The following is an 18,532-nucleotide window of genomic DNA, read 5'->3' as shown; positions in this document are numbered from 1 at the left end:
GACGAACTCCAGTTGTTGAAAGGTCTTTCCGTTACTTTCACGACTCTTGCTGTAAGCCTTACGGCGGCGATACGGTCGCGCGGGGTCGGACCCACGTAGAGCCGCCGCAATCGCAAGGAGTCCATCTGTGATATCGAGATGGCCGGCGCCGTCGAGGCGCCGAACAGCTCATGCCGGACGGGTCGCTGCGGTCACCGTGACCGCGCTGGCCGCAGCACTCGTCCAGCCTCTCGCGGCGCGGGCGGACACCCCGCCTGAGCCCCCGTCCGACGCCAAGCTCGCCGCCGAGCCGGCCCGGCACGACGCCACCGGCGAGCAGTTCTACTTCGTCCTGCCGGACCGTTTCGCCAACGGCGACGCGAGCAACGACAAGGGCGGCCTCACCGGCTCCCGCCTCTCCACCGGCTACGACCCCACTGACAAGGGGTTCTACCAGGGCGGCGACCTCAAGGGCCTGACCAAGAAGCTCGACTACATCAAGGGCCTCGGCACCACCTCCATCTGGATGGCGCCGATCTTCAAGAACCAGCCCGTGCAGGGGACGGGGAGCAACGCCTCCGCCGGCTACCACGGCTACTGGATCACGGATTTCACCCAGGTCGACCCGCACTTCGGCACGAACAAGGACCTGGAGACCCTCATCTCCAAGGCCCACGCCAAGGGCATGAAGGTCTTCTTCGACGTCATCACCAACCACACCGCCGATGTCGTCGACTATGAGGAGAAGTCGTACGACTACCTCTCCAAGGGCGCCTTCCCGTACCTGACGAAGGACGGCGAGCCCTTCGACGACGCCGACTACGCGGACGGCAAGTCCAAGTTCCCCGCGGTCGACACCGACTCCTTCCCGCGCACCCCGACCGTCACGGCCGCGAAGAAGAACGTCAAGGTCCCGTCGTGGCTCAACGACCCGACGATGTACCACAACCGCGGCGACTCCACCTTCGCCGGTGAGAGCTCCACGCACGGCGACTTCGGCGGCCTCGACGACCTGTGGACCGAGCGACCCGAGGTCGTGACGGGCATGGAGAAGATCTACCAGCGCTGGGTCAGGGACTTCGACATCGACGGCTTCCGGATCGACACCGTGAAGCACGTCAACACGGCGTTCTGGACCCAGTGGGCCACGGCCCTCGACTCCTACGCCGCCAAGCAGGGCCGCGACGACTTCTTCATGTTCGGTGAGGTGTACTCCGCCGACACGAACATCACCGCCCCGTACGTCACCCAGGGCCGCCTCGACGCCACGCTCGACTTCCCCTTCCAGGAGGCGGCACGCCAGTACGCCTCCCAGGGCGGCAGCGCCAAGAAGCTGGCCTCCGTCTTCGGCGACGACTACAAGTACACGACCGACAAGGCCAACGCGTACGAGCAGGTCACCTTCCTCGGCAACCACGACATGGGCCGCATCGGGTACTTCCTGAACCAGGACAACCCGAAGGCGACCGACGCCGAGCTCCTCGCCAAGGACAGGCTCGCCAACGAGCTGATGTTCCTCAGCCGCGGCAACCCCGTCGTCTACTACGGCGACGAGCAGGGCTTCACCGGCGCCGGCGGCGACAAGGACGCCCGCCAGACCATGTTCGCCTCCAAGACCGCCGACTACCTCGACGACGACGAGATCGGCACCGACCGCACGCACGCGAGCGACGCCTACGACACCGGTGCGCCGCTGTACCGGCAGATCAGCAAGCTCGCCAAGCTCCGCAAGGCCAACCCGGCCCTCGCCGACGGCGTCCAGACCGAGCGCTACGCGGCCGACGGCGCCGGGATCTACGCCTTCTCCCGCACCGCCGCCAAGTCGGGCACCGAGTACCTCGTCGCCTTCAACAACGCCGGCGACGCCAAGACGGTGACCCTCCCGGTCGGTTCGGCGGACATGACGTACTCCGGCATCTACGGCACCCGGGCGAAGGCCGAGTCCGACGGCGACAAGAAGCTCACCGTCACCGTCCCCGCAGGCTCGGCGATCGTCCTCAAGGCCGCCGGCAAGCTCGCCAAGCCCGCCACCGAGCCGACCCTCACCCTCAAGGCCCCAGCCACCGGCGCCACCGGCACCGTGGAGCTCGGCGCCGACGTAGACGGCGGACAGCTCAACCGCGTCGTCTTCGCCGCCCAGGTCGGAGGCGGCAAGTGGAAGACCCTCGGCTCCGCAGACCACGCCCCGTACAAGGTCACGCAGACCATCGCAAAGGACGTACCGGCCGGCACCGCCCTGCGCTACAAGGCGGTCGTGATCGACTCCGCCGGCCGCACGGCGAGCGCGACCGCCGCGAGCACCACCGGCACCCAGCCCGCTCCCGAGATCCCCTCCGCCGCCTCCCGCGACTACGCGGTCGTCCACTACAAGCGCACCGACGGCGACTACGCGAACTGGGGCCTGTACGCCTGGGGCGACCTCGCCGACGGCGAGTCCACGAACTGGCCGGACAGCCACCCCTTCGTCGGCCGTGACGCCTACGGGGCCTTCGCCTACGTCAAGCTGAAGCCCGGCGCCTCCAGCGTCGGCTTCCTCGTCATCGACAAGGACGGCAACAAGGACGTCTCCGCCGACCGCACGATCGACGTCACCAAGACCGGCGAGGTCTGGATCGAGCAGGGCAAGACGGACGTACGCACGGAGAAGCCGGCGGCCGACTACCCGGCCCCGGACAAGACCAAGGCCGTCCTGCACTACCACCGCGCCGACGGTGCCTACGACGGCTGGGGCCTGCACGTCTGGACGGGTGCCGCGAACCCCACCGACTGGTCGAACCCCCTCAAGCCGGTCAAGACTGATGCCTATGGCGCAGTCTTCGAGGTACCGCTCACCGACGGTGCCACCAGCCTCAGCTACATCCTGCACAAGGGCGACGAGAAGGACCTGCCCAGCGACCAGTCGCTCGACCTCACGGCGAACGGCCACGAGGTGTGGCTGTTGAGCGGCCAGGAGAAGTACCTGCTCCCGCAGCCCGCGGGCTCCGCGGCCGCGCTCGACCTGAGCACCTCCAAGGCGGTCTGGATCGACCGGAACACCCTCGCCTGGAACGGCTCCGAGGCCGCCGCCTCCACCCAGCTGCTGTACAGCCGCCACGGCTCGATCGCCGTGAAGGACGGGGCGCTGACCAGCGACGACGAGCGCTGGCTGCGGCTGTCCAAGACCGGCCTCACAGACGCCCAGAAGGCGAAGTTCCCGCACCTGAAGGACTACACCGCCTGGACCGTCGACCCGCGCGACCGCGACCGGGTCCGCGAGGCCCTCGCCGGCCAGGTCGTCGCCTCCCAGCGGGCCGCGAACGGCGCCGTGCTCGCGGCGACCGGCGTCCAGCTCGCCGGCGTACTCGACGACCTGTACGCGGGTGCGACGAAGGCCGACCTCGGGCCGACCTTCGACAAGAGCGGCCGTCCCACGCTCGCCGTATGGGCGCCGACCGCGCAGAACGTCGCCCTGGAGCTCGGCGGCGACACGGTGAAGATGAAGCGGAACCCGACCACCGGCGTCTGGTCCGTCACCGGCCCCAAGGCGTGGAAGGGCAAGCCCTACCGGTACGTCGTGCGGGTCTGGGCGCCCAGCGTCCAGAAGGTCGTCACCAACAAGGTCACCGACCCCTACTCGGTCGCCCTGACCATCGACTCCGAGCGCAGCCTCGTCGTCGACCTGGACGACAGGTCCCTGGCGCCGAGCGGCTGGTCCTCGTACACCAAGCCCAAGGCCGTGCCGCTGAAGGACGCCCAGATCCAGGAGCTGCACATCCGGGACTTCTCGGTCGCCGACAAGACGGCCAGGAACCGGGGCACCTACCTCGCCTTCACCGACAAGGACAGCGACGGCTCCAAGCACCTGCGCGAGCTGGCGAAGTCGGGCACGTCGTACGTCCACCTCCTGCCCGCCTTCGACATCGCCACCATCCCCGAGAAGAAGTCCGACCAGGCGGTCACCGACTGCGACCTCGCCTCCTTCCCGGCCGACTCCGACAAGCATCAGGAGTGCGTGGCGAAGATCGCCGCGAAGGACGCCTTCAACTGGGGCTACGACCCGTACCACTACACGGTCCCCGAGGGCTCGTACGCCACCGACCCGAACGGCACCGGCCGTACGGTCGAGTTCCGCAAGATGGTCAAGGCCCTCAACGACGACGGCCTGCGGGTCGTCATGGACGTCGTCTACAACCACACCGCGGCCGGCGGGCAGGCGCAGACCAGCGTCCTCGACCGGATCGTCCCCGGCTACTACCAGCGGCTCCTAGCCGATGGCTCGGTCGCGAACAGCACCTGCTGCTCCAACACGGCCACCGAGAACGCCATGATGGGCAAGCTGGTCGTCGACTCGATCGTCACCTGGGCCAAGGAGTACAAGGTCGACGGCTTCCGCTTCGACCTGATGGGCCACCACCCGAAGGCCAACATCCTGGCGGTGCGGAAGGCCCTGGACGCGCTGACCCTCGCCAAGGACGGCGTCGACGGCAAGAAGATCATCCTGTACGGCGAGGGCTGGAACTTCGGCGAGGTCGCCGACGACGCCCGCTTCGTGCAGGCCACGCAGAAGAACATGGCGGGCACGGGCATCGCGACCTTCTCCGACCGCGCGCGCGACGCCGTACGCGGCGGCGGGCCCTTCGACGAGGACCCCGGCGTCCAGGGCTTCGCGTCCGGGCTGTACACCGACCCCAACTCGTCCAAGAACAACGGCACTTCGGCCGAGCAGAAGGCCCGCCTGCTGCACTACCAGGACCTGATCAAGGTGGGGCTCTCCGGCAACCTCGCCAAGTACCGGTTCACCGACACCGACGGCAAGGAGGTCACCGGAGCCGAGGTCGACTACAACGGACAGCCCGCCGGGTACGCGGACGCGCCGGGCGACGCCCTCGCCTACGCCGACGCGCACGACAACGAGTCGCTGTTCGACGCCCTCGCCTTCAAGCTGCCCGCCGGCACGAGCGCCGCCGACCGCGCCCGTATGCAGGTCCTCGCCATGGCCACGGCCACCCTCTCGCAGGGCCCGGCCCTCTCCCAGGCCGGCACCGACCTGCTGCGCTCGAAGTCGCTGGACCGCAACTCCTACGACAGCGGCGACTGGTTCAACGCCATCCACTGGAACTGCGCCGACGGCAACGGCTTCGGACGTGGACTGCCGATGGCGGCCGACAACGCGTCCAAGTGGCCGTACGCCAAGCCCCTGTTGAGCACCGTGCAGGTCGGCTGCGGGCAGATCCAGGGCGCTTCGGCGGCGTACCAGGACCTGTTGCGGATCCGCTCGACGGAGGGCGCGTTCTCCCTCGACACGGCCGACCAGGTGCAGTCGAAGCTGTCCTTCCCGCTGTCCGGCAAGGACGAGACGCCCGGCGTGATCACCATGCGGCTCGGTGACCTCGTCGTCGTCTTCAACGCGACGCCCGAGAAGCAGGAGCAGCGCATCGCCTCGCTCGCCGGCGAGGGCTACCAGCTGCATCCGGTGCAGGCCTCAGGGGCGGACCCTATCGTCAAGTCCTCGTCCTACGAGCAGAAAACCGGCACGTTCGCCGTTCCGGGGCGCAGTGTCGCCGTCTTCGCACGGGCCCATTGATGCGGCGCTAACTTGAGTGGGGCGGACCCGGTCACGGGCCCGCCCCACTTCACGTGTATCCGAGGGCTGCGGACGATGGACGGTTACGGCAGGCAGTCCGGCGCGACGGTGATGGTCGTCGACGACGTCTCGGCCAGCCGCTACGCCATGGGCGCCGTGCTGCGTCGCGCGGGCCACGACGTCGTGCCGGTCGCGAGCGCGGGCGAGGCGCTGAGCGAACTGGACGTACGGCTGCGCGCGGGCGCCCTGCCCGACGTGGCCCTCGTCGATGTGGGGCTGCCGGACATGAGCGGCTTCGAACTGTGCCGCCGGGTCAAGGCCCGGCCGTCCACGGCCGCGCTCCCCGTCGTCCACTTCTCGGCGACGGCCATGGAGGCGGGGGACCGGTGCCAGGGGCTCGACTCGGGCGCCGACGCCTACCTGACGGTGCCGGCCGAGCCGAGGGAGATCCAGGCCGTCGTCCATGCCGCGATGCGCAGGGCGCGCCGACGCACCGCGGCCGAGGCGCTCGCTCACCGGCTGACGCTGCTGTCCGAGGCCATCGTCACCGTGCAGACGGCGCGCTGCCTGGGGGAGCTGGCCGACGCGGCGGCAGCGGGGGCGGCCCGGCTCAGCGGTACGCCCGCCGTCGTCTTCGTCATCGGCCCGGACGGCGAACCGCACTGGGGCAGCTCGCCGAGCTCCCTCCACCTGCCCCGGAGCCATGGCTTCGCCCGCCCGGCGGGAACCCCCAACGCCCTGCCCGAGACCGCCCCGCACGTGGCGGCGGCACGGCTGATCACCCGGATCGCGGAGGGCCGGACCGGGCGGACAGGAGTGCACAGCACCGTCGTGCCCGCCTCGCTGTGGCCCGCCGGCTTCTTCCGGCCCGGCGTCCGGGAGGACGCCCGCCTGATAGTGGCGTCGGGCCAGGAGGGCCGAGTGCAGGTGTGCATCGCGACACCGGCATGTGCGGTGCCCCAAAGGGGCGCGGGGCGGTATCGATATGCGGCTCCGCCACGGGGCGCGACCAACCACGACGTCCCCGCAGACGCCCGACGACACAGCGCGGTACTTCCTGTCGCGGCACCTCCGGTGGAGCGCCCCGCGGAGCGACTCGCCCAGGCCACCGCGCTCGCCGCCGAACCGCTGCTGATGTACCAGGCGGAGCGGGACATCGCCCTGACCTTGCAGCACAGCTTTCTGCCCCAGCCGTACCGGCTGCCCGCGCTGCCCGGCGTGGAGGTCGTCGTCCGGTACGTGCCCGCGTCCCGGCAGGCCGAGATCGGCGGGGATTTCTACGCCGCCCTGCGCACCGAGGGCGGGGTGCTCACCGCGGTCGGGGACGTCGTCGGGCACTCACTGGACGCGGCCACGGTGATGGTCGAGATCCGGCACGCGCTGCGCGCCTACTGCGTCGAGGAGAGCGACCCCGGCACGCTCGCGGCACGGCTCGACCGGATGCTCCAGCACTACCACCCCGATGTCACCGCCACGGTCTGCCTGGCCCTGGTCGACCCCGGGACCGGGCGGGTCCGGATCGCCAACGCGGGGCACATTCCGCCGCTGCTCGTGCGGGACGCGGGCGACGCCGAGTACGTCCCGGTGGACGGTCCGCTGCTCGGGCTCGCCCTCGACCGGCCCGAGCCCAGCGAGCTGGTGCTGACCCGGGGGGACCGTCTGCTCATGGTCACCGACGGCCTCATCGAGACCCGCGGCATCGACCTCGCCGCCTCCATGGAGCAGCTGCGCACGGCCGCCGCCGAGGCTCCGGCAGGCCTCGACGCGCTGTGTGACACGCTGCTGAGCTGCTTCGGGCGGGGCCGGGAGGACGACATCGCGATGCTGGCGCTGCGGTTAGGGTGAGTCCGGATGCCGCCGTAGAACAGGAGTGCCCATGCCGCAGATCACCGTCGACTATTCCGGGGTACTGGCCCACGTCTTCGACCGGGAGGGTTTCGCGCGGGCGCTGCACACCGCGACGGTCGAGATCGCGGCGGCGAAGCCGGAGGCATGCAAGACACAGTTCCGGCGGAGCGAGTACACCGCGTTCGGCTATGAGGACCCCGAAGAGCAGGGCCACGCCATCGTGCACGTCACGCTCGGACTGCTCGCCGGCCGCACCGAGGAGACGAAGGCGAAGCTGACCGAGGCCGTCCTGGAACTGCTGCGCAAGCACGTGGAGGAGGACGAGTTCGTTCTGCACGCCTCCGCCGAGGTACGCGACCTCGACCCGTCCTACCGCAAGTTCGAACGCTAGGAAGCCAGCGAGATCAGCCGGGCGACCAGGTCGCTGAACGGACCGTCGGCCGGCTCCTCCTTCAGCATGCGGCGCAGCAGCGCGCCCATCTCCTCGTCATAGGCCGCGCTGACCGCGGCCAGCGCGGCGAAGTCGTGCACCAGCTGGGCCTCCAGCTCGGCGCGCGGGATGCGCCGCCCGTCCAGCCAGATCAGCGCCGTCGACTCGGCGAGCGAGATCCAGGAGCGGACGACCAGCTCCAGGCGCGCGGGCGGGTTCGCCACGTCCAGATGCGAAAGGATCTGGACATACGCGGCCTGCCGCACGGAGTCGATGAGCGCGTTCGTCGCCGTCGAGCCGACGGCCGGGCCGCCGCGCATCAGGGCGGAGAAACCGGGGCCGTGCTCGTCGACGAAGTCGAAGTACCGGCGCATCACCCGCAGCAGCCGCGCCCCCAGCGGCCCCTCCTGCGGCTCGACGAAACGGGCCGCGAGCTCCTCCGAGGCACGCTTCAACGCGGCTTCGTACAGGCTGAGTTTGCCGGGGAAGTAGTGGTAGACCAGCGGACGTGAGATGCCCGCCGCCGACGCTATCTCGTCGATGGAGACATCGTCGGGCGAGCGCTGGCTGAACAGTTCGAGGGCGACGCCGATCAACTGCTGCCGTCGCTCCTCGACTCCCATTCTTCGGCGTACCCCGGTAGTCATGCGAACACCTTACCGATCGAATTCAGCCCCGAACGGACCGGACCGACCACGGACGTTCACATATCGAGTACGAGTCGATCACCTCGCGCCCGCGACACGCAGATCAACATCGAGTCGGCCCGCTCCGCGTCCGTCAGCAGTTCGTCCCGGTGGTCCACCTCGCCCTCCAGCACCCGCTGTTGGCAGGTCCCGCAGAACCCCTGCTCGCAGGAGTACGCGGTGTTCGGCAGCTCGGCGCGCACGGTGGCCAGGACGGTCGAGTCCGCCGCCACGCTCAACGTCCGCCCGCTGCGCCGGAGTTCGACCTCGAAGGCGCCGCCTTGCGAGGCGCGTGGTGTGAACCGCTCCAGATGGACCCGCGGGAATCGCTCCTCCACCGCGGCCATCAGCCCCTCCGGACCACAGCAGTAGACGGCGGCACCCTCGGGCACGTCCGCGAGGACCACGTCGAGATCCGGCTGCCCCTCCACCACGGTCACCCGGTCCCCGCCCCCCAGCTTCCCGACCTCCTCCAGGAACGGCATCGAGGCGCGGTCCCGCCCGCAGTACAGCAACCGCCACTCCACACCCTCGGGCAGCGCCCGCAGCATCGGCAGGATCGGGGTGATGCCGATACCACCCGCGACGAACACGTACGACGACGCCTCGACGAGCGGGAAACGGTTCCGCGGCCCCCGCACCTCCAGCTCCATCCCCTCCCGCACCTGCTCGTGCACCTCGCGCGAGCCGCCCCGCCCGTCCGCGACCAGCCGGGTCGCCACGGTGTACGACGAGGTGTCCTCCGGGTCGCCGCACAGCGAGTACTGCCGCACCAGCCCCGACGGCAGCACGAGATCGAGATGCGCGCCGGGCTCCCAGCACGGCAAGTCGTGCCCCTCCAGGCGTAGTTGTACGACCCCCTCGGCGACCTCGTCGCGCGCGGCCACCAGCAGACGCAGCGCCCGCGACCGGGGCCGCCCGGAGATCGGCTCCTCCAGGGCGGGCATCGGCCACAGCGGCGAGGCCTGGATACGGCGGCGCATCGCCCGCCGGGCGAGCAGTGCGGCACCGGCGACCACGGCGACGGTCCGTAGCTTCGGCATCAGGCGGCACCCTTCTCGGCGGCCCGGGCGGCAGGGGAGGAAGCGAGGTAGGCGACGGCCTGCGCGGTGGAACCCTCCTGGGAGGGGTGGTACGAGCCGCTCAGATAACGGGGGATGGACTTGAGCATGTCGCCGGTCGTAGGCAGCAAGCCCCGTCGGCCACGGAGGTAAAAGTCCTTGAAGCTTGCCTTGCCGTCAACGAGCGTCGGGTCGTTCTCCATGAAGAACCGCGCCCCGCGTTGCCACAGGAACACCAGTGCGGTGAACGCCGTGGCCCACGTCCGTGCCCGCCGCCGATAGCTCCCGTCGACGTGCATGAACAGCTCGAAGGCGACCGACCGGTGCTCGACCTCCTCGGCGCCGTGCCAGCGCAGCAGGTCCAGCATGGTCGGGTCGGCGCCCCGGCGGTCCAGCTCCTCGGCGTTCAGCACCCAGTTGCCGAGGAACGCCGTGTAGTGCTCGATCGCCGCGATGAGCGCGACCCGCTCCATCAGCCACCACCGCCGCGCCCGGCCCGGGGGGAGGGTGCGGTCGCCGAGCAGCTTCTCGAAGAACCAGTCGACCTGCGCGGTGTACGGCGTCGGATCGAGCCCCTGCTCCCGCAGGTGCGGCAGCACCTCGTCATGGGCCTGCGAGTGCATCGCCTCCTGCCCGATGAACCCGATGACGTCCTCACGGAGCCGCTCGTCCCGTATGTACGGCAGCACCTGCTTGTAGACGTGCACGAACCACCGCTCACCGGCGGGCAGGAGCATATGCAGCACGTTGATGGTGTGCGTGGTGAACGGATCCCCGGGCACCCAGTGCAACGGGGTGTCGTCCCAGGAGAAAGACACCTTGCGGGCCTTGAGCGGCACCCGGTCCTGCGTATTAGACATGGCGTCAATGTACTGACGAGTAAGCCCGCGGTGAACCCCCGTGCACGCCCTTGTTCACATGCCTGTCAGCAAGACGCTCGACCGGGTCTCACCGCAGCCCGCTGATCGTGCGCCCGCTCTCCAGCGTGCCCTTCAACTCGGCCTGCGCGCCCTGCTTGGCCCGCACCGTGAGCAGGCTGCCCTCGGTGCTGCCGCGGGCCCCGCCCGTGGCCCGGATCGACTCCGTGTCCCGGGCGCCCGCCGCCAGCAGGTACCAGCCGCCCGTGTTCGCCTTCCACAACACCCCTGCCAGCACATGCGGATCCCGCGCCCCGCACGCCGATACGTTCTCGCCCTTCGCCGCCACCGCCGCCTGTGTCGCGCCCGGTGTCCGGAACTGGGCCAGCACCCGCTCTCCACCGCCCCGCCAGGTCTCGGCACGCGTGCACACCCAGTCCGCCGAGCCGGTCCCGTCGGGCAGCGCCTGCCGGGCGAACGCCCAGGCGTTGACCGTGCGCACGCCCGCGGAGCGCATCTGGCCCAGCCAGCAGGAGTACGGCGCCCAGGTGCGCAGCGCCGCCGCGCCGGACGCGTCCTTGACCGACCCGGGACGGCCGGTGGTGAGGCGGGCCGGGACCAGTTCGGCGAGGTCGGTCAGCAGGCGGGTGCCGGTGCTGTCGGTCAGCTGCAGGACGTTCCACGACGTGCACGTGCCGGCCTGCTGGGCGGCGGCGCTCGCCAGCGGCGAGGTGATGCCGTCGGTCAGGGTGAGGTCCATCGCCCCGGTGCGCGGCTTCAGCAGATCCCGCTCGGCCGCCCTCTTCACCCAGGGCGCCACCAGATAGCGGACGTTGCCGTCGGCCCGGCTCAGCACCACCGCGCTCGCCTCCGCCCTGGTCGCGCCGTCGACCCGGGAGAAGTCCAGGGCGGCGCCGGCCGTGCCCTCCTCGGGTTCGGCGTAGCGGACGATGCGCAGGCCGTCGTAGAGGATCACCACGTGCGCGTTGTCGACGGTCCCGGCGTACAGCAGCTGCGGCGCGCCGGGCGGGCCGCCCGACGGGGTGCCCGGGGTCGCCGAGACCGCGACCGTCTCGCCGGGGCGGGCCCAGACGGCGAGGGCGCGGCGCAGCAGGGCCGAGTCGTCGGTGAGGTCGCCGCGCGCGGGCCACACGGAGAAGTCGGTGCGGGCCGAGGACTGCCAGGCCAGTGCGGGGACCTTCGTCAACTGGGCCGGGTCGAGGGCGGCCTCGGCCGCCGGGTTCTGCGCGTACGAGGGGGCAGCGGCACTGCCCGGGCCCCAGCCCTCGCCGGGCAGACCGAGCAGCGCCCCGCACACCAGGAGGGCGGCCCCGGCGGCGAGCGCGGCCTTCGTGTGCTGCCTGCGCCGCATCAGGTCGGTGGGGCGGGCCTGCAGCGAGCAGGGATCGAACTCGGGGGAGTCGAGCAGCGCGTACTGCTCGGCCACGGTGTCGGCCTCGGCGAGCGCGTCGTCCACGTCCTCGACGCCGGCCGCCGTCAGTACGTCGCGTACGTCGCCGTCCTTGAGCTTCTCCAGGCCGCGCAGGACGTAGGCCGCCCGCGCCGGGCCGGACAGCGCCGACAACTGCTGGTCCAGGGCGAGTTCGTCGGCGCCGCCCGACCTGGGGAACAGGCGCAGGCCCCACACCTGGGGCAGCAGGGGCGGCAGCTGGGAGCGCTTGGGCCAGGCCAGGCGCTTGAGCGGCAGGCCCGCCTCCAGCGCCGTACGCAGGACCTGGAGGCGGAGGAAGGCGTACCCGGGGTCGCCGTCGCGGCCGGTCGACTGGGCCGGGATCGCGGGCGTCGCCGCCGCCCGGCCCCGGGGCAGTGCCCGCTGGGTGAGGGAGTGCGCGGTCACCACGCGCCGGTTGCGGCCGAGGCTCGGCGGCAGCACCAGGTAGGCGAGCCGGACGAGGCGCGGGTAGTGCTCGACGAGCGCGGCCTCGGCCCGCTCGACGTCGACGACCGGGTCGTCCGAGGCGGGTGCGGGGCGCGGGGCGACATCCTGTGACTGCACGTTCAGCAGAACGAGCGAATGGTCAGTTGGTCACCGTCACCCGGACCCGCCGGAGGCGTTTCCGGGCCTGCTCAGTACTCGGGCTCCAGCAGTGCCCTTGCGTAGTTCGCCATCGACCGCTGGTACCGCGGCAGATGCGGCGCGAGAGCACCCAGCACCAGCGCCAACCCCTCACGGTCACGCCCGAGGCTCGACAGGCACAGCGCCAGCGTCGCCCGTACGGCGTCGTCCAGCTCGTCGGAGGGCGCGTCCAGTTCGGGTGTCAGCAGCTTGACGCCCTCCTCGGCCTGCCCGATGTTCCTGAGCGAGCTGGAGAGCTGGATCTTGGCCCGGCGCCCCTTGTAGCCGGTCAGCCCTCGTGCGAGAGCCTCCCGGTACAGCGGTACCGCGTTGTCCGAATGCCCCGTCGAGTCCCAGGCGCACGCCTGCTCGAAGGGGCCGAGGGGGCTGTCGTCCGGCAGTTCGGCGACGAGGGCGTCGATGACGGCGCGGAAGTCGGCAGCCTCCTCCTCGGGGTAGGTGTCGAACGTCGCCCATGCCGCGGTCACGCGATCTTCCCAGTCCTGGTTCACCCGACCCACACTGGCACATCCGTACCCATGACAACCTCGGATTTGAGCGCATCGCACGCCACAGCCGTATGGGAGACGAGGGCCCCGCCGGGGCTCTGTGCGGCATGGACCGGAGGAACAGATGACATTGACCCGACCGATGCTCGCGCTGACCGGCGCGGTGGCGGTGCTCGCGCTGGCCGGCTGTGGCTCCGGCGGCGACAAGGAGGCCGAGGTGCCCAAGACGGCGACCGGCAGCCTGGAGCATCTGGCGGCCATGGCGAAGTGCGACCCGAACATGCAGACCGACGCCGACGAGATCCGCCAGGCCATCTGCAAGACCGGCAAGGAGAAGTACGTCCTCGCCACCTTCGCCACCGACCGCGGCCAGGCCGAGTGGCTGAGCGGCGCCAAGGACTACGGCGGCTACTACCTCGTCGGCCGCAAGTGGGTGGCCGTGGGCCAGGAGAAGACGGTCACGACGCTCCAGAGCAAGCTCGGCGGGACCATGGAAGAAGGGTCCGCGCACATGAACCCCGGTGGCAGTCACAACAGCGGCAGCCATCACGGTTGACCCGCTGGTCAATGGCCCAAGCGAAAGCCGGCGGTGGGAATTCCCACCGCCGGCTTCCTATTGGTTCAGAACCGGTTCAGGACTACTTGGACTACTGGCAGTCCTGGCCGCTGTTGATGCACTGGACCATCTCGTTCATCACGTTCTCGTCGAAGAAGTTGATGAAGTCGTTGTGGTCGGTGATCGCCTTGTGCAGCTGGTCCGGGAAGGAGTCCACCGCGTAGGCGTTCTGGACCTGGCCGTTCTGGATCTGCGGGGCCGGGACGTCGTAGACCAGGCGCACCTGGAGCTGCGGGATCGCCTGGAAGCCGTTGGCGCAGGTGCCGTCGCCCTGGACGAACGCCACGTGCGTACGGTGGTTGGCGCTGTCGATGTTCTGACCGTCCCAGCAACTCTGGAAGTTGGACGTCCGCACCACGGAGCTGCCCTGGGGGCAGATCGGGAGCTTGTCGTGCAACTGCACCTTGTCCTCGAAGCCGGTGCAGCTCCAGTTGGCGTTGGCGTTGTTGTTGCCGTTGACGAAGGACTTGGCGTCACCGGTGATGATGCGCAGCGCCGTCGGCATCGCGACGACATCGCTCGTCTTGTTGCCGACGAACTTCAGCTGTGCCTCGCTGGCCTGGATGATCGTGCCGACGTTGCCGTCCTGGCCGCCACCGGGGGCGTTCGCGTCGATGTCGTTCTGACCGTCCTGCACACGCAGCACCGGCCAGAAGTACGACGACTTGTCGCCCTGGTTCTGGCAGGTCGTGTCGCCGTTCGCCAGGTCCTGGTCGCTCGCGAAAGCGTTGTTGGCCTGGTTGCCCACGTAGTCGTGCTGGTGCTGCGCACCGTTGGAGACACCCGGGGCGACGATCACGTTGTCCGAGTTGCGGTTCTCGTTCTCGTTGGTACCGCAGTTCGTGGTGAAGCTGCCCGTCGAACCGGAGTCGCCGTTCGCGGGGAGGCCGTTCGCGCCGACGCCCAGCTGGGCGTTGCCCTGGACCTGGGTGATGTCCACGAAGTCGTTCGCCGACGGGCCGTTGCCGGCCTGGCCGCCGTTGCCCTGGTCCTGGCCGTCCTGACCGTCCTGGCCGTCCTGGTTCTGGTCCTGACCGTCTTGGTTCTGGTCCTGACCGTCCTGGTTCTGGCCGTCCTGGTTCTGGTCCTGGCCGTCCTGGTTCTGACCGTCGCCGGCGTTGCCGTCATTGGTCTCGGGCTGTTCGGCCGGGACGCCCTGGCACTGGGCGAGCTGGTCGAGGCCACCCGGCGCGGTTCCGCCCACGCGCCGGATGTTGATGCCGATCCGGTCGAGCGTGGCCGTCCGCTTGGACTTCAGCGGACCGAGGATCGCGTTGTTGACGAAGCCGGCGTCCCCCGCCTGGGCCTGACGCGTGTCCGCGAGACGCTTGTAGGCCTCAGTGATCTGCCGGTCGAGCAGCGCCAGCTCCTTGGCGACACCCTGGCGTGCGCTCCTCGGCACGTTCGTCAGCTTCTGGCCGACGTCCGGGCAGTCGATCGTGGCGACCTGGGCGCCCGCGGACTTCGTCTGGTTCCACCCGGAGTTGTCCTCGTGTGCCGAAGCATAGAAGTTGGCCCAGACAAGCCCGCCCCCACCGAGCGCTAGGGCCGCCGATGCGGCAATGGCCTTGGTGGCCAGCGGCGTACGGCGTTTTCGAATGTTGCGTCCCATGGAACTCCTCTGACTTCCTTTTTCGGGGCATCGAGGCGCCCGACAGGAGTGAAGCGGCTCCCATTCATACGGAGGGCGTCCCAGGGGTGTTCAGTCGCCTCGGAAATTGTTGAGAGATTCGTGAGAACGCTGTGTTCTCAACCGCCCCATAAACACCGGGAGTTGTTGATCCCCCACGGCGGGTGCACGGCCGGGTCCGTTTTCACCGGCCGTGGTCGAGATACGCGAGAACCGCCAGCACGCGACGGTTGTCGTCGTCCGACACCTCCAGGCCCAGTTTGGCGAAGATATTGGCGGTGTGCTTCGCGATCGCCCGTTCCGTGACGACCAGCCGGTCGGCGATCGCCGCGTTCGTCCGCCCCTGCGCCATCAGCTCCAGCACCTCCGTCTCGCGGGGCGTGAGCCGCGCCAGCGGCTGGTCGTCGGCCGCGCGCCGGCTCAGCAGCTGCTGGATCACCTGCGGGTCCATCGCGGTGCCGCCCGCAGCGACCCGCCGTACGGCGTCCACGAACTGCTCCGCGTCGAACACCCGGTCCTTCAGCAGATACCCCACCCCGCCGCTGCCGTCGGCGAGCAACTCCCGTGCGTAGAGCTGCTCCACGTGCTGGGAGAGGACCAGCACGGGCAGCCCCGGCTTCCTGCGGCGGGCCTGAAGCGCGCACTGCAGCCCCTCGTCGGTGTGCGTCGGCGGCAGGCGTACGTCGACCACGGCGACGTCCGGCTCCAGCTCGGCCAGCGCGCGGGCCAGCTCGGGGCCGGTCTCGACGGCCGCCGCGATCTCGAAGTCGTAGGCCTGGAGGAGCCGGACGAGTCCGTCGCGCAGCAGGAACAGGTCTTCGGCTAGGACAACGCGCAAGGAATCTCCATGGTGACCATGGTGGGACCGCCCGCAGGCGAGCTGACGGCCAGGACGCCGTCGAATGTACCCAGTCGCCGCTCGACTCCGGCGAGGCCCGAACCCGCCCCGATCACCGCGCCGCCCTTGCCGTTGTCGGTGACGGTGACGCGCAGCATGCCGTCGCCTGCCTTTTGCGTCGCGTGGTGCAGGTCGATCCAGATCCGGTCGGCGCCGGAGTGCTTGACGGCATTGGTGAGCACCTCGCTGACCGCGAAGTACGCCGCGGACTCCACGGGCGCCTCCGCACGCCCGGGCAGCTCCACGGTCACCTCGGTGGCCACGGGAATCCGCAGTGCCAACGCCCGTACGGCGTCGCCGAGTCCGCGTTCGGCGAGGACCGGCGGATGGATGCCGCGGACCAGGTCGCGCAGTTCGGCGAGCGCGTCGGCGGAGGACTTGCGGGCGTGTGCGAGGAGCTTCTTCGCCTGGTCCGGGTCCTTCTCGACGAGCATCTCGATGGTGCCGAGGTCCATGCCCATGGCGACCAGTCGCGCCTGCGCCCCGTCGTGAAGGTCGCGCTCGATACGCCGCAGTTCGGCGGCGGAGGTGTCGACGGCGTCGCGTCGGGTCTCGGTCAATACCCGTACGCGCTCGGCGAGTTGGCCTTGATTGGAGGCGAGGACGGCACGCGTGAGGCGGAAGTGGAGGTGGAACAGCGGGACGGTGAAGCGGTGGGCGAGGACGAGGAGCACGGCGCCCAGGGCGGCCGCGCCGAACGCGGACGTCTGGTCGCTCACCGGCACGAAGCCGTACCAGTACGGCCCGTACTCGACATACGGTCCGCCCGTCATGGTCCGCCACAGCCCGGCCGCCAGCGCGAACCCCTCCAGCGGGTAGAGCACGAGCACGGCGGGCAGCAGCGCGGTGGTGAAGCCCACCGTCATGTCGAACGGCAGCCACCGCAGGTCGCGCCAGGTCGCCGGATCACGCAGCATCCCGAAGGTGCGGGACCAGGGATTGGCGTCCTTCGGTATCGGGCGGTACGCCGGCGGAATCCGCACCCCGCCCCACTCCGCCGCGATGACCCGCCGCCAGTTCGCGAACGCCCGAACCCCCGTGAGCACCCACGGTGTCGTGACGATGCCCACGCCGATCGGGATCAGCGCGATGGACACCAGGGAGAGCGTGAAACAGAGCACGGCCCCCGGCAGCAGCACCAACGCCAGTCCCAGTCCCCGTAGTGCCGCGAGCACCATGCCCCGCGCCCTGCTGCCGCTCTTCGTCTCTGTGGTCGTCATGCCGCAAGTCTGGACGAGGCGGGGGAGCAGGTCACGGGGCCGAGACCCCCGATCAGGAGGTGGTGTCAGGTACACCCCCCACGCCCGCGAGCACCTTCGCCTCCACCTCCGGATCGAGCCCCTTCGACGTCCGGTCCGGCCGCATGGGCGCCGTGCCTCCGATGTCCGTCAGCCACCGCCAGGTGTCGGCGACGGTCTCCTCGACGGGCCGGCAGCGCAGTCCGGTCGCGACGGCTCGGGACACATCGGCGCTGTGCAGGGCGTCGTGCATGTCGCTGCCCGGCGGCACCCACACCGGCAACTGGGTCCACGGCTCGATGCCCGCGTCCAGGATCACCTCGGGTTCGGTCCAGCGCAGCTCGGCGGTCCCGCCGACGGTGGCCACGCACGCGTCGAGCAACTCGCCCATGGTGGCGTGTCCTTGCGGGCTCATCAGGTTGTACGGCCCGCTCAACTCCTGCTCCACCGCACCCAGGATCCACTCCGCGAGATCACGGATGTCGACGTACTGGAGCGGCAGATCCCGTGGCCCCGGGGCCAGCACCGGCCCGCCCCGGGCGATCCGGGTCAGCCACCACGGCAGCCTGCCGACGTTCTCGTACGGGCCGATGAGCAGCCCGGCGCGCACGAGTACCGAGCGGTCCGCCCCGAACTCCTCGACGGCGGCCAGCTCGCCGCCCCGCTTGTCCCGCAGGTAGTCGGTCTGCTCCGCGTCGGCCTCGGCGCCCTCGACCAGCGGCGCGTCCTCGCCGTACCCGGCGGGCGGGGCCCACTCGTACACCGAGCAACTCGACACGTACACATACCGTTCGGCGCGGCCCCGCAGCAGCCGCGCCGCGTCCCGCACCGCGCGGGGCGCCGCCGACCAGGTGTCGACGACGGCGTCCCACTCGCCGGTGTGCTCGGCGAGGGCGGCGAGCCCGTCGGACGCGGTGCGGTCACCCTGCAGCAACCGCACCCCGGCCGGGGGCTCGTGCCGCCCCCGGTTGAAGACGGTCACGTCCCAGCCGCGCCCGAGGGCCGCCTCCACGACGGCCAGCCCGGCGAACTCCGTACCACCCAGCACCAGAAGTCTCATGCCTCCGACTCTGCACGGTGCGGGCGCGGGACGGAACAGGTCTCTGCCGTCGGCAGAAGGCTTTCGAGGGTGCGGCCGCG

The 18,532-nt window shown here is 70.3% G+C and carries 13 protein-coding genes; 4 read left to right on the top strand and 9 right to left on the bottom strand.

All coding sequences use genetic code 11. From position 1 onward, the window contains the following. Positions 1-127: 127 nt before the first annotated feature. From pulA to EHO50_RS42250, 3 genes are all read left to right on the top strand, one after another. On the top strand, positions 128-5,542 hold the full coding sequence (pulA, locus tag EHO50_RS42260) for a pullulanase-type alpha-1,6-glucosidase (protein WP_128437194.1): 5,415 nt from the start codon (positions 128-130) through the stop codon (positions 5,540-5,542). A gap of 75 nt (positions 5,543-5,617) precedes the next feature. Further along, positions 5,618-7,387 (top strand): fused response regulator/phosphatase, encoded by a 1,770-nt coding sequence (locus EHO50_RS42255; RefSeq protein WP_128437193.1) that lies wholly within the window; start codon positions 5,618-5,620, stop codon positions 7,385-7,387. Between the two features lie 31 nt (positions 7,388-7,418). After that, positions 7,419-7,781: a 5-carboxymethyl-2-hydroxymuconate Delta-isomerase gene (locus tag EHO50_RS42250; protein WP_128437192.1), complete on the top strand. Its 363-nt coding sequence runs from the start codon at positions 7,419-7,421 to the stop codon at positions 7,779-7,781. On the opposite strand, the gene EHO50_RS42245 is transcribed toward EHO50_RS42250, so the two are convergent. From EHO50_RS42245 to EHO50_RS42225, 5 genes are all read right to left on the bottom strand, one after another. Beyond that, the gene (locus tag EHO50_RS42245) at positions 7,778-8,467 is read right to left on the bottom strand and encodes a TetR/AcrR family transcriptional regulator (RefSeq protein WP_128437191.1); all 690 of its coding nucleotides are present in this window, start codon (positions 8,465-8,467) and stop codon (positions 7,778-7,780) included. The genes EHO50_RS42250 and EHO50_RS42245 overlap by 4 nt on opposite strands. Positions 8,468-8,523: 56 nt before the next feature. Then, positions 8,524-9,549, bottom strand: a complete 1,026-nt coding sequence (locus tag EHO50_RS42240; RefSeq protein WP_128437190.1) for a PDR/VanB family oxidoreductase — start codon at positions 9,547-9,549, stop codon at positions 8,524-8,526. Beyond that, positions 9,549-10,427, bottom strand: coding sequence for a metal-dependent hydrolase (locus EHO50_RS42235; protein ID WP_128437189.1), 879 nt, complete (start codon positions 10,425-10,427; stop codon positions 9,549-9,551). The genes EHO50_RS42240 and EHO50_RS42235 overlap by 1 nt, the downstream gene beginning before the upstream one ends. A gap of 88 nt (positions 10,428-10,515) precedes the next feature. After that, positions 10,516-12,441 (bottom strand): hypothetical protein, encoded by a 1,926-nt coding sequence (locus EHO50_RS42230; RefSeq protein ID WP_128437188.1) that lies wholly within the window; start codon positions 12,439-12,441, stop codon positions 10,516-10,518. A gap of 71 nt (positions 12,442-12,512) precedes the next feature. Beyond that, on the bottom strand, positions 12,513-13,013 hold the full coding sequence (locus EHO50_RS42225) for a tetratricopeptide repeat protein (RefSeq protein WP_128437187.1): 501 nt from the start codon (positions 13,011-13,013) through the stop codon (positions 12,513-12,515). A gap of 121 nt (positions 13,014-13,134) precedes the next feature. Between EHO50_RS42225 and EHO50_RS42220 the strand changes: the two genes are divergently transcribed. Next, positions 13,135-13,566 carry a hypothetical protein gene (locus EHO50_RS42220; protein WP_128437186.1) on the top strand — a complete coding sequence of 144 codons (432 nt, stop codon included), beginning with the start codon at positions 13,135-13,137 and terminating at the stop codon, positions 13,564-13,566. Positions 13,567-13,657: 91 nt separating this feature from the next. Here EHO50_RS42220 and EHO50_RS42215 read toward each other — a convergent pair whose 3' ends face one another. The 4 genes from EHO50_RS42215 to EHO50_RS42200 form a co-directional block, all read right to left on the bottom strand. Further along, the gene (locus tag EHO50_RS42215; RefSeq protein WP_128437185.1) at positions 13,658-15,238 is read right to left on the bottom strand and encodes a DUF1996 domain-containing protein; all 1,581 of its coding nucleotides are present in this window, start codon (positions 15,236-15,238) and stop codon (positions 13,658-13,660) included. A gap of 202 nt (positions 15,239-15,440) precedes the next feature. After that, positions 15,441-16,094, bottom strand: a complete 654-nt coding sequence (locus EHO50_RS42210) for a LuxR C-terminal-related transcriptional regulator (protein ID WP_128437184.1) — start codon at positions 16,092-16,094, stop codon at positions 15,441-15,443. After that, positions 16,079-17,374 (bottom strand): sensor histidine kinase, encoded by a 1,296-nt coding sequence (locus EHO50_RS42205; protein ID WP_128437183.1) that lies wholly within the window; start codon positions 17,372-17,374, stop codon positions 16,079-16,081. Before EHO50_RS42205 ends, EHO50_RS42210 begins: the two co-directional genes overlap by 16 nt. A gap of 52 nt (positions 17,375-17,426) precedes the next feature. Continuing rightward, positions 17,427-18,452, bottom strand: a complete 1,026-nt coding sequence (locus tag EHO50_RS42200) for an SDR family oxidoreductase (protein WP_128437182.1) — start codon at positions 18,450-18,452, stop codon at positions 17,427-17,429. Positions 18,453-18,532: the final 80 nt, after the last annotated feature.

This window comes from Streptomyces cyaneus (assembly GCF_004028635.1).
GTDB lineage: Bacteria > Actinomycetota > Actinomycetes > Streptomycetales > Streptomycetaceae > Streptomyces > Streptomyces cyaneus.
Note: the sequence above shows the minus strand (reverse complement) of the source record. Positions and strands in the feature narration are given on the sequence as shown.

Coding starts and splice junctions, on each gene's coding strand:
- EHO50_RS42220 (WP_128437186.1), top strand. CDS start 13,135: ATGACATTGACCCGACCGATGCTCGCGCTGACCGGCGCGGTGGCGGTG.
- EHO50_RS42205 (WP_128437183.1), bottom strand. CDS start 17,374: ATGACGACCACAGAGACGAAGAGCGGCAGCAGGGCGCGGGGCATGGTG.
- EHO50_RS42255 (WP_128437193.1), top strand. CDS start 5,618: ATGGACGGTTACGGCAGGCAGTCCGGCGCGACGGTGATGGTCGTCGAC.
- EHO50_RS42240 (WP_128437190.1), bottom strand. CDS start 9,549: ATGCCGAAGCTACGGACCGTCGCCGTGGTCGCCGGTGCCGCACTGCTC.
- EHO50_RS42235 (WP_128437189.1), bottom strand. CDS start 10,427: ATGTCTAATACGCAGGACCGGGTGCCGCTCAAGGCCCGCAAGGTGTCT.
- EHO50_RS42250 (WP_128437192.1), top strand. CDS start 7,419: ATGCCGCAGATCACCGTCGACTATTCCGGGGTACTGGCCCACGTCTTC.
- EHO50_RS42200 (WP_128437182.1), bottom strand. CDS start 18,452: ATGAGACTTCTGGTGCTGGGTGGTACGGAGTTCGCCGGGCTGGCCGTC.
- EHO50_RS42215 (WP_128437185.1), bottom strand. CDS start 15,238: ATGGGACGCAACATTCGAAAACGCCGTACGCCGCTGGCCACCAAGGCC.
- EHO50_RS42245 (WP_128437191.1), bottom strand. CDS start 8,467: ATGACTACCGGGGTACGCCGAAGAATGGGAGTCGAGGAGCGACGGCAG.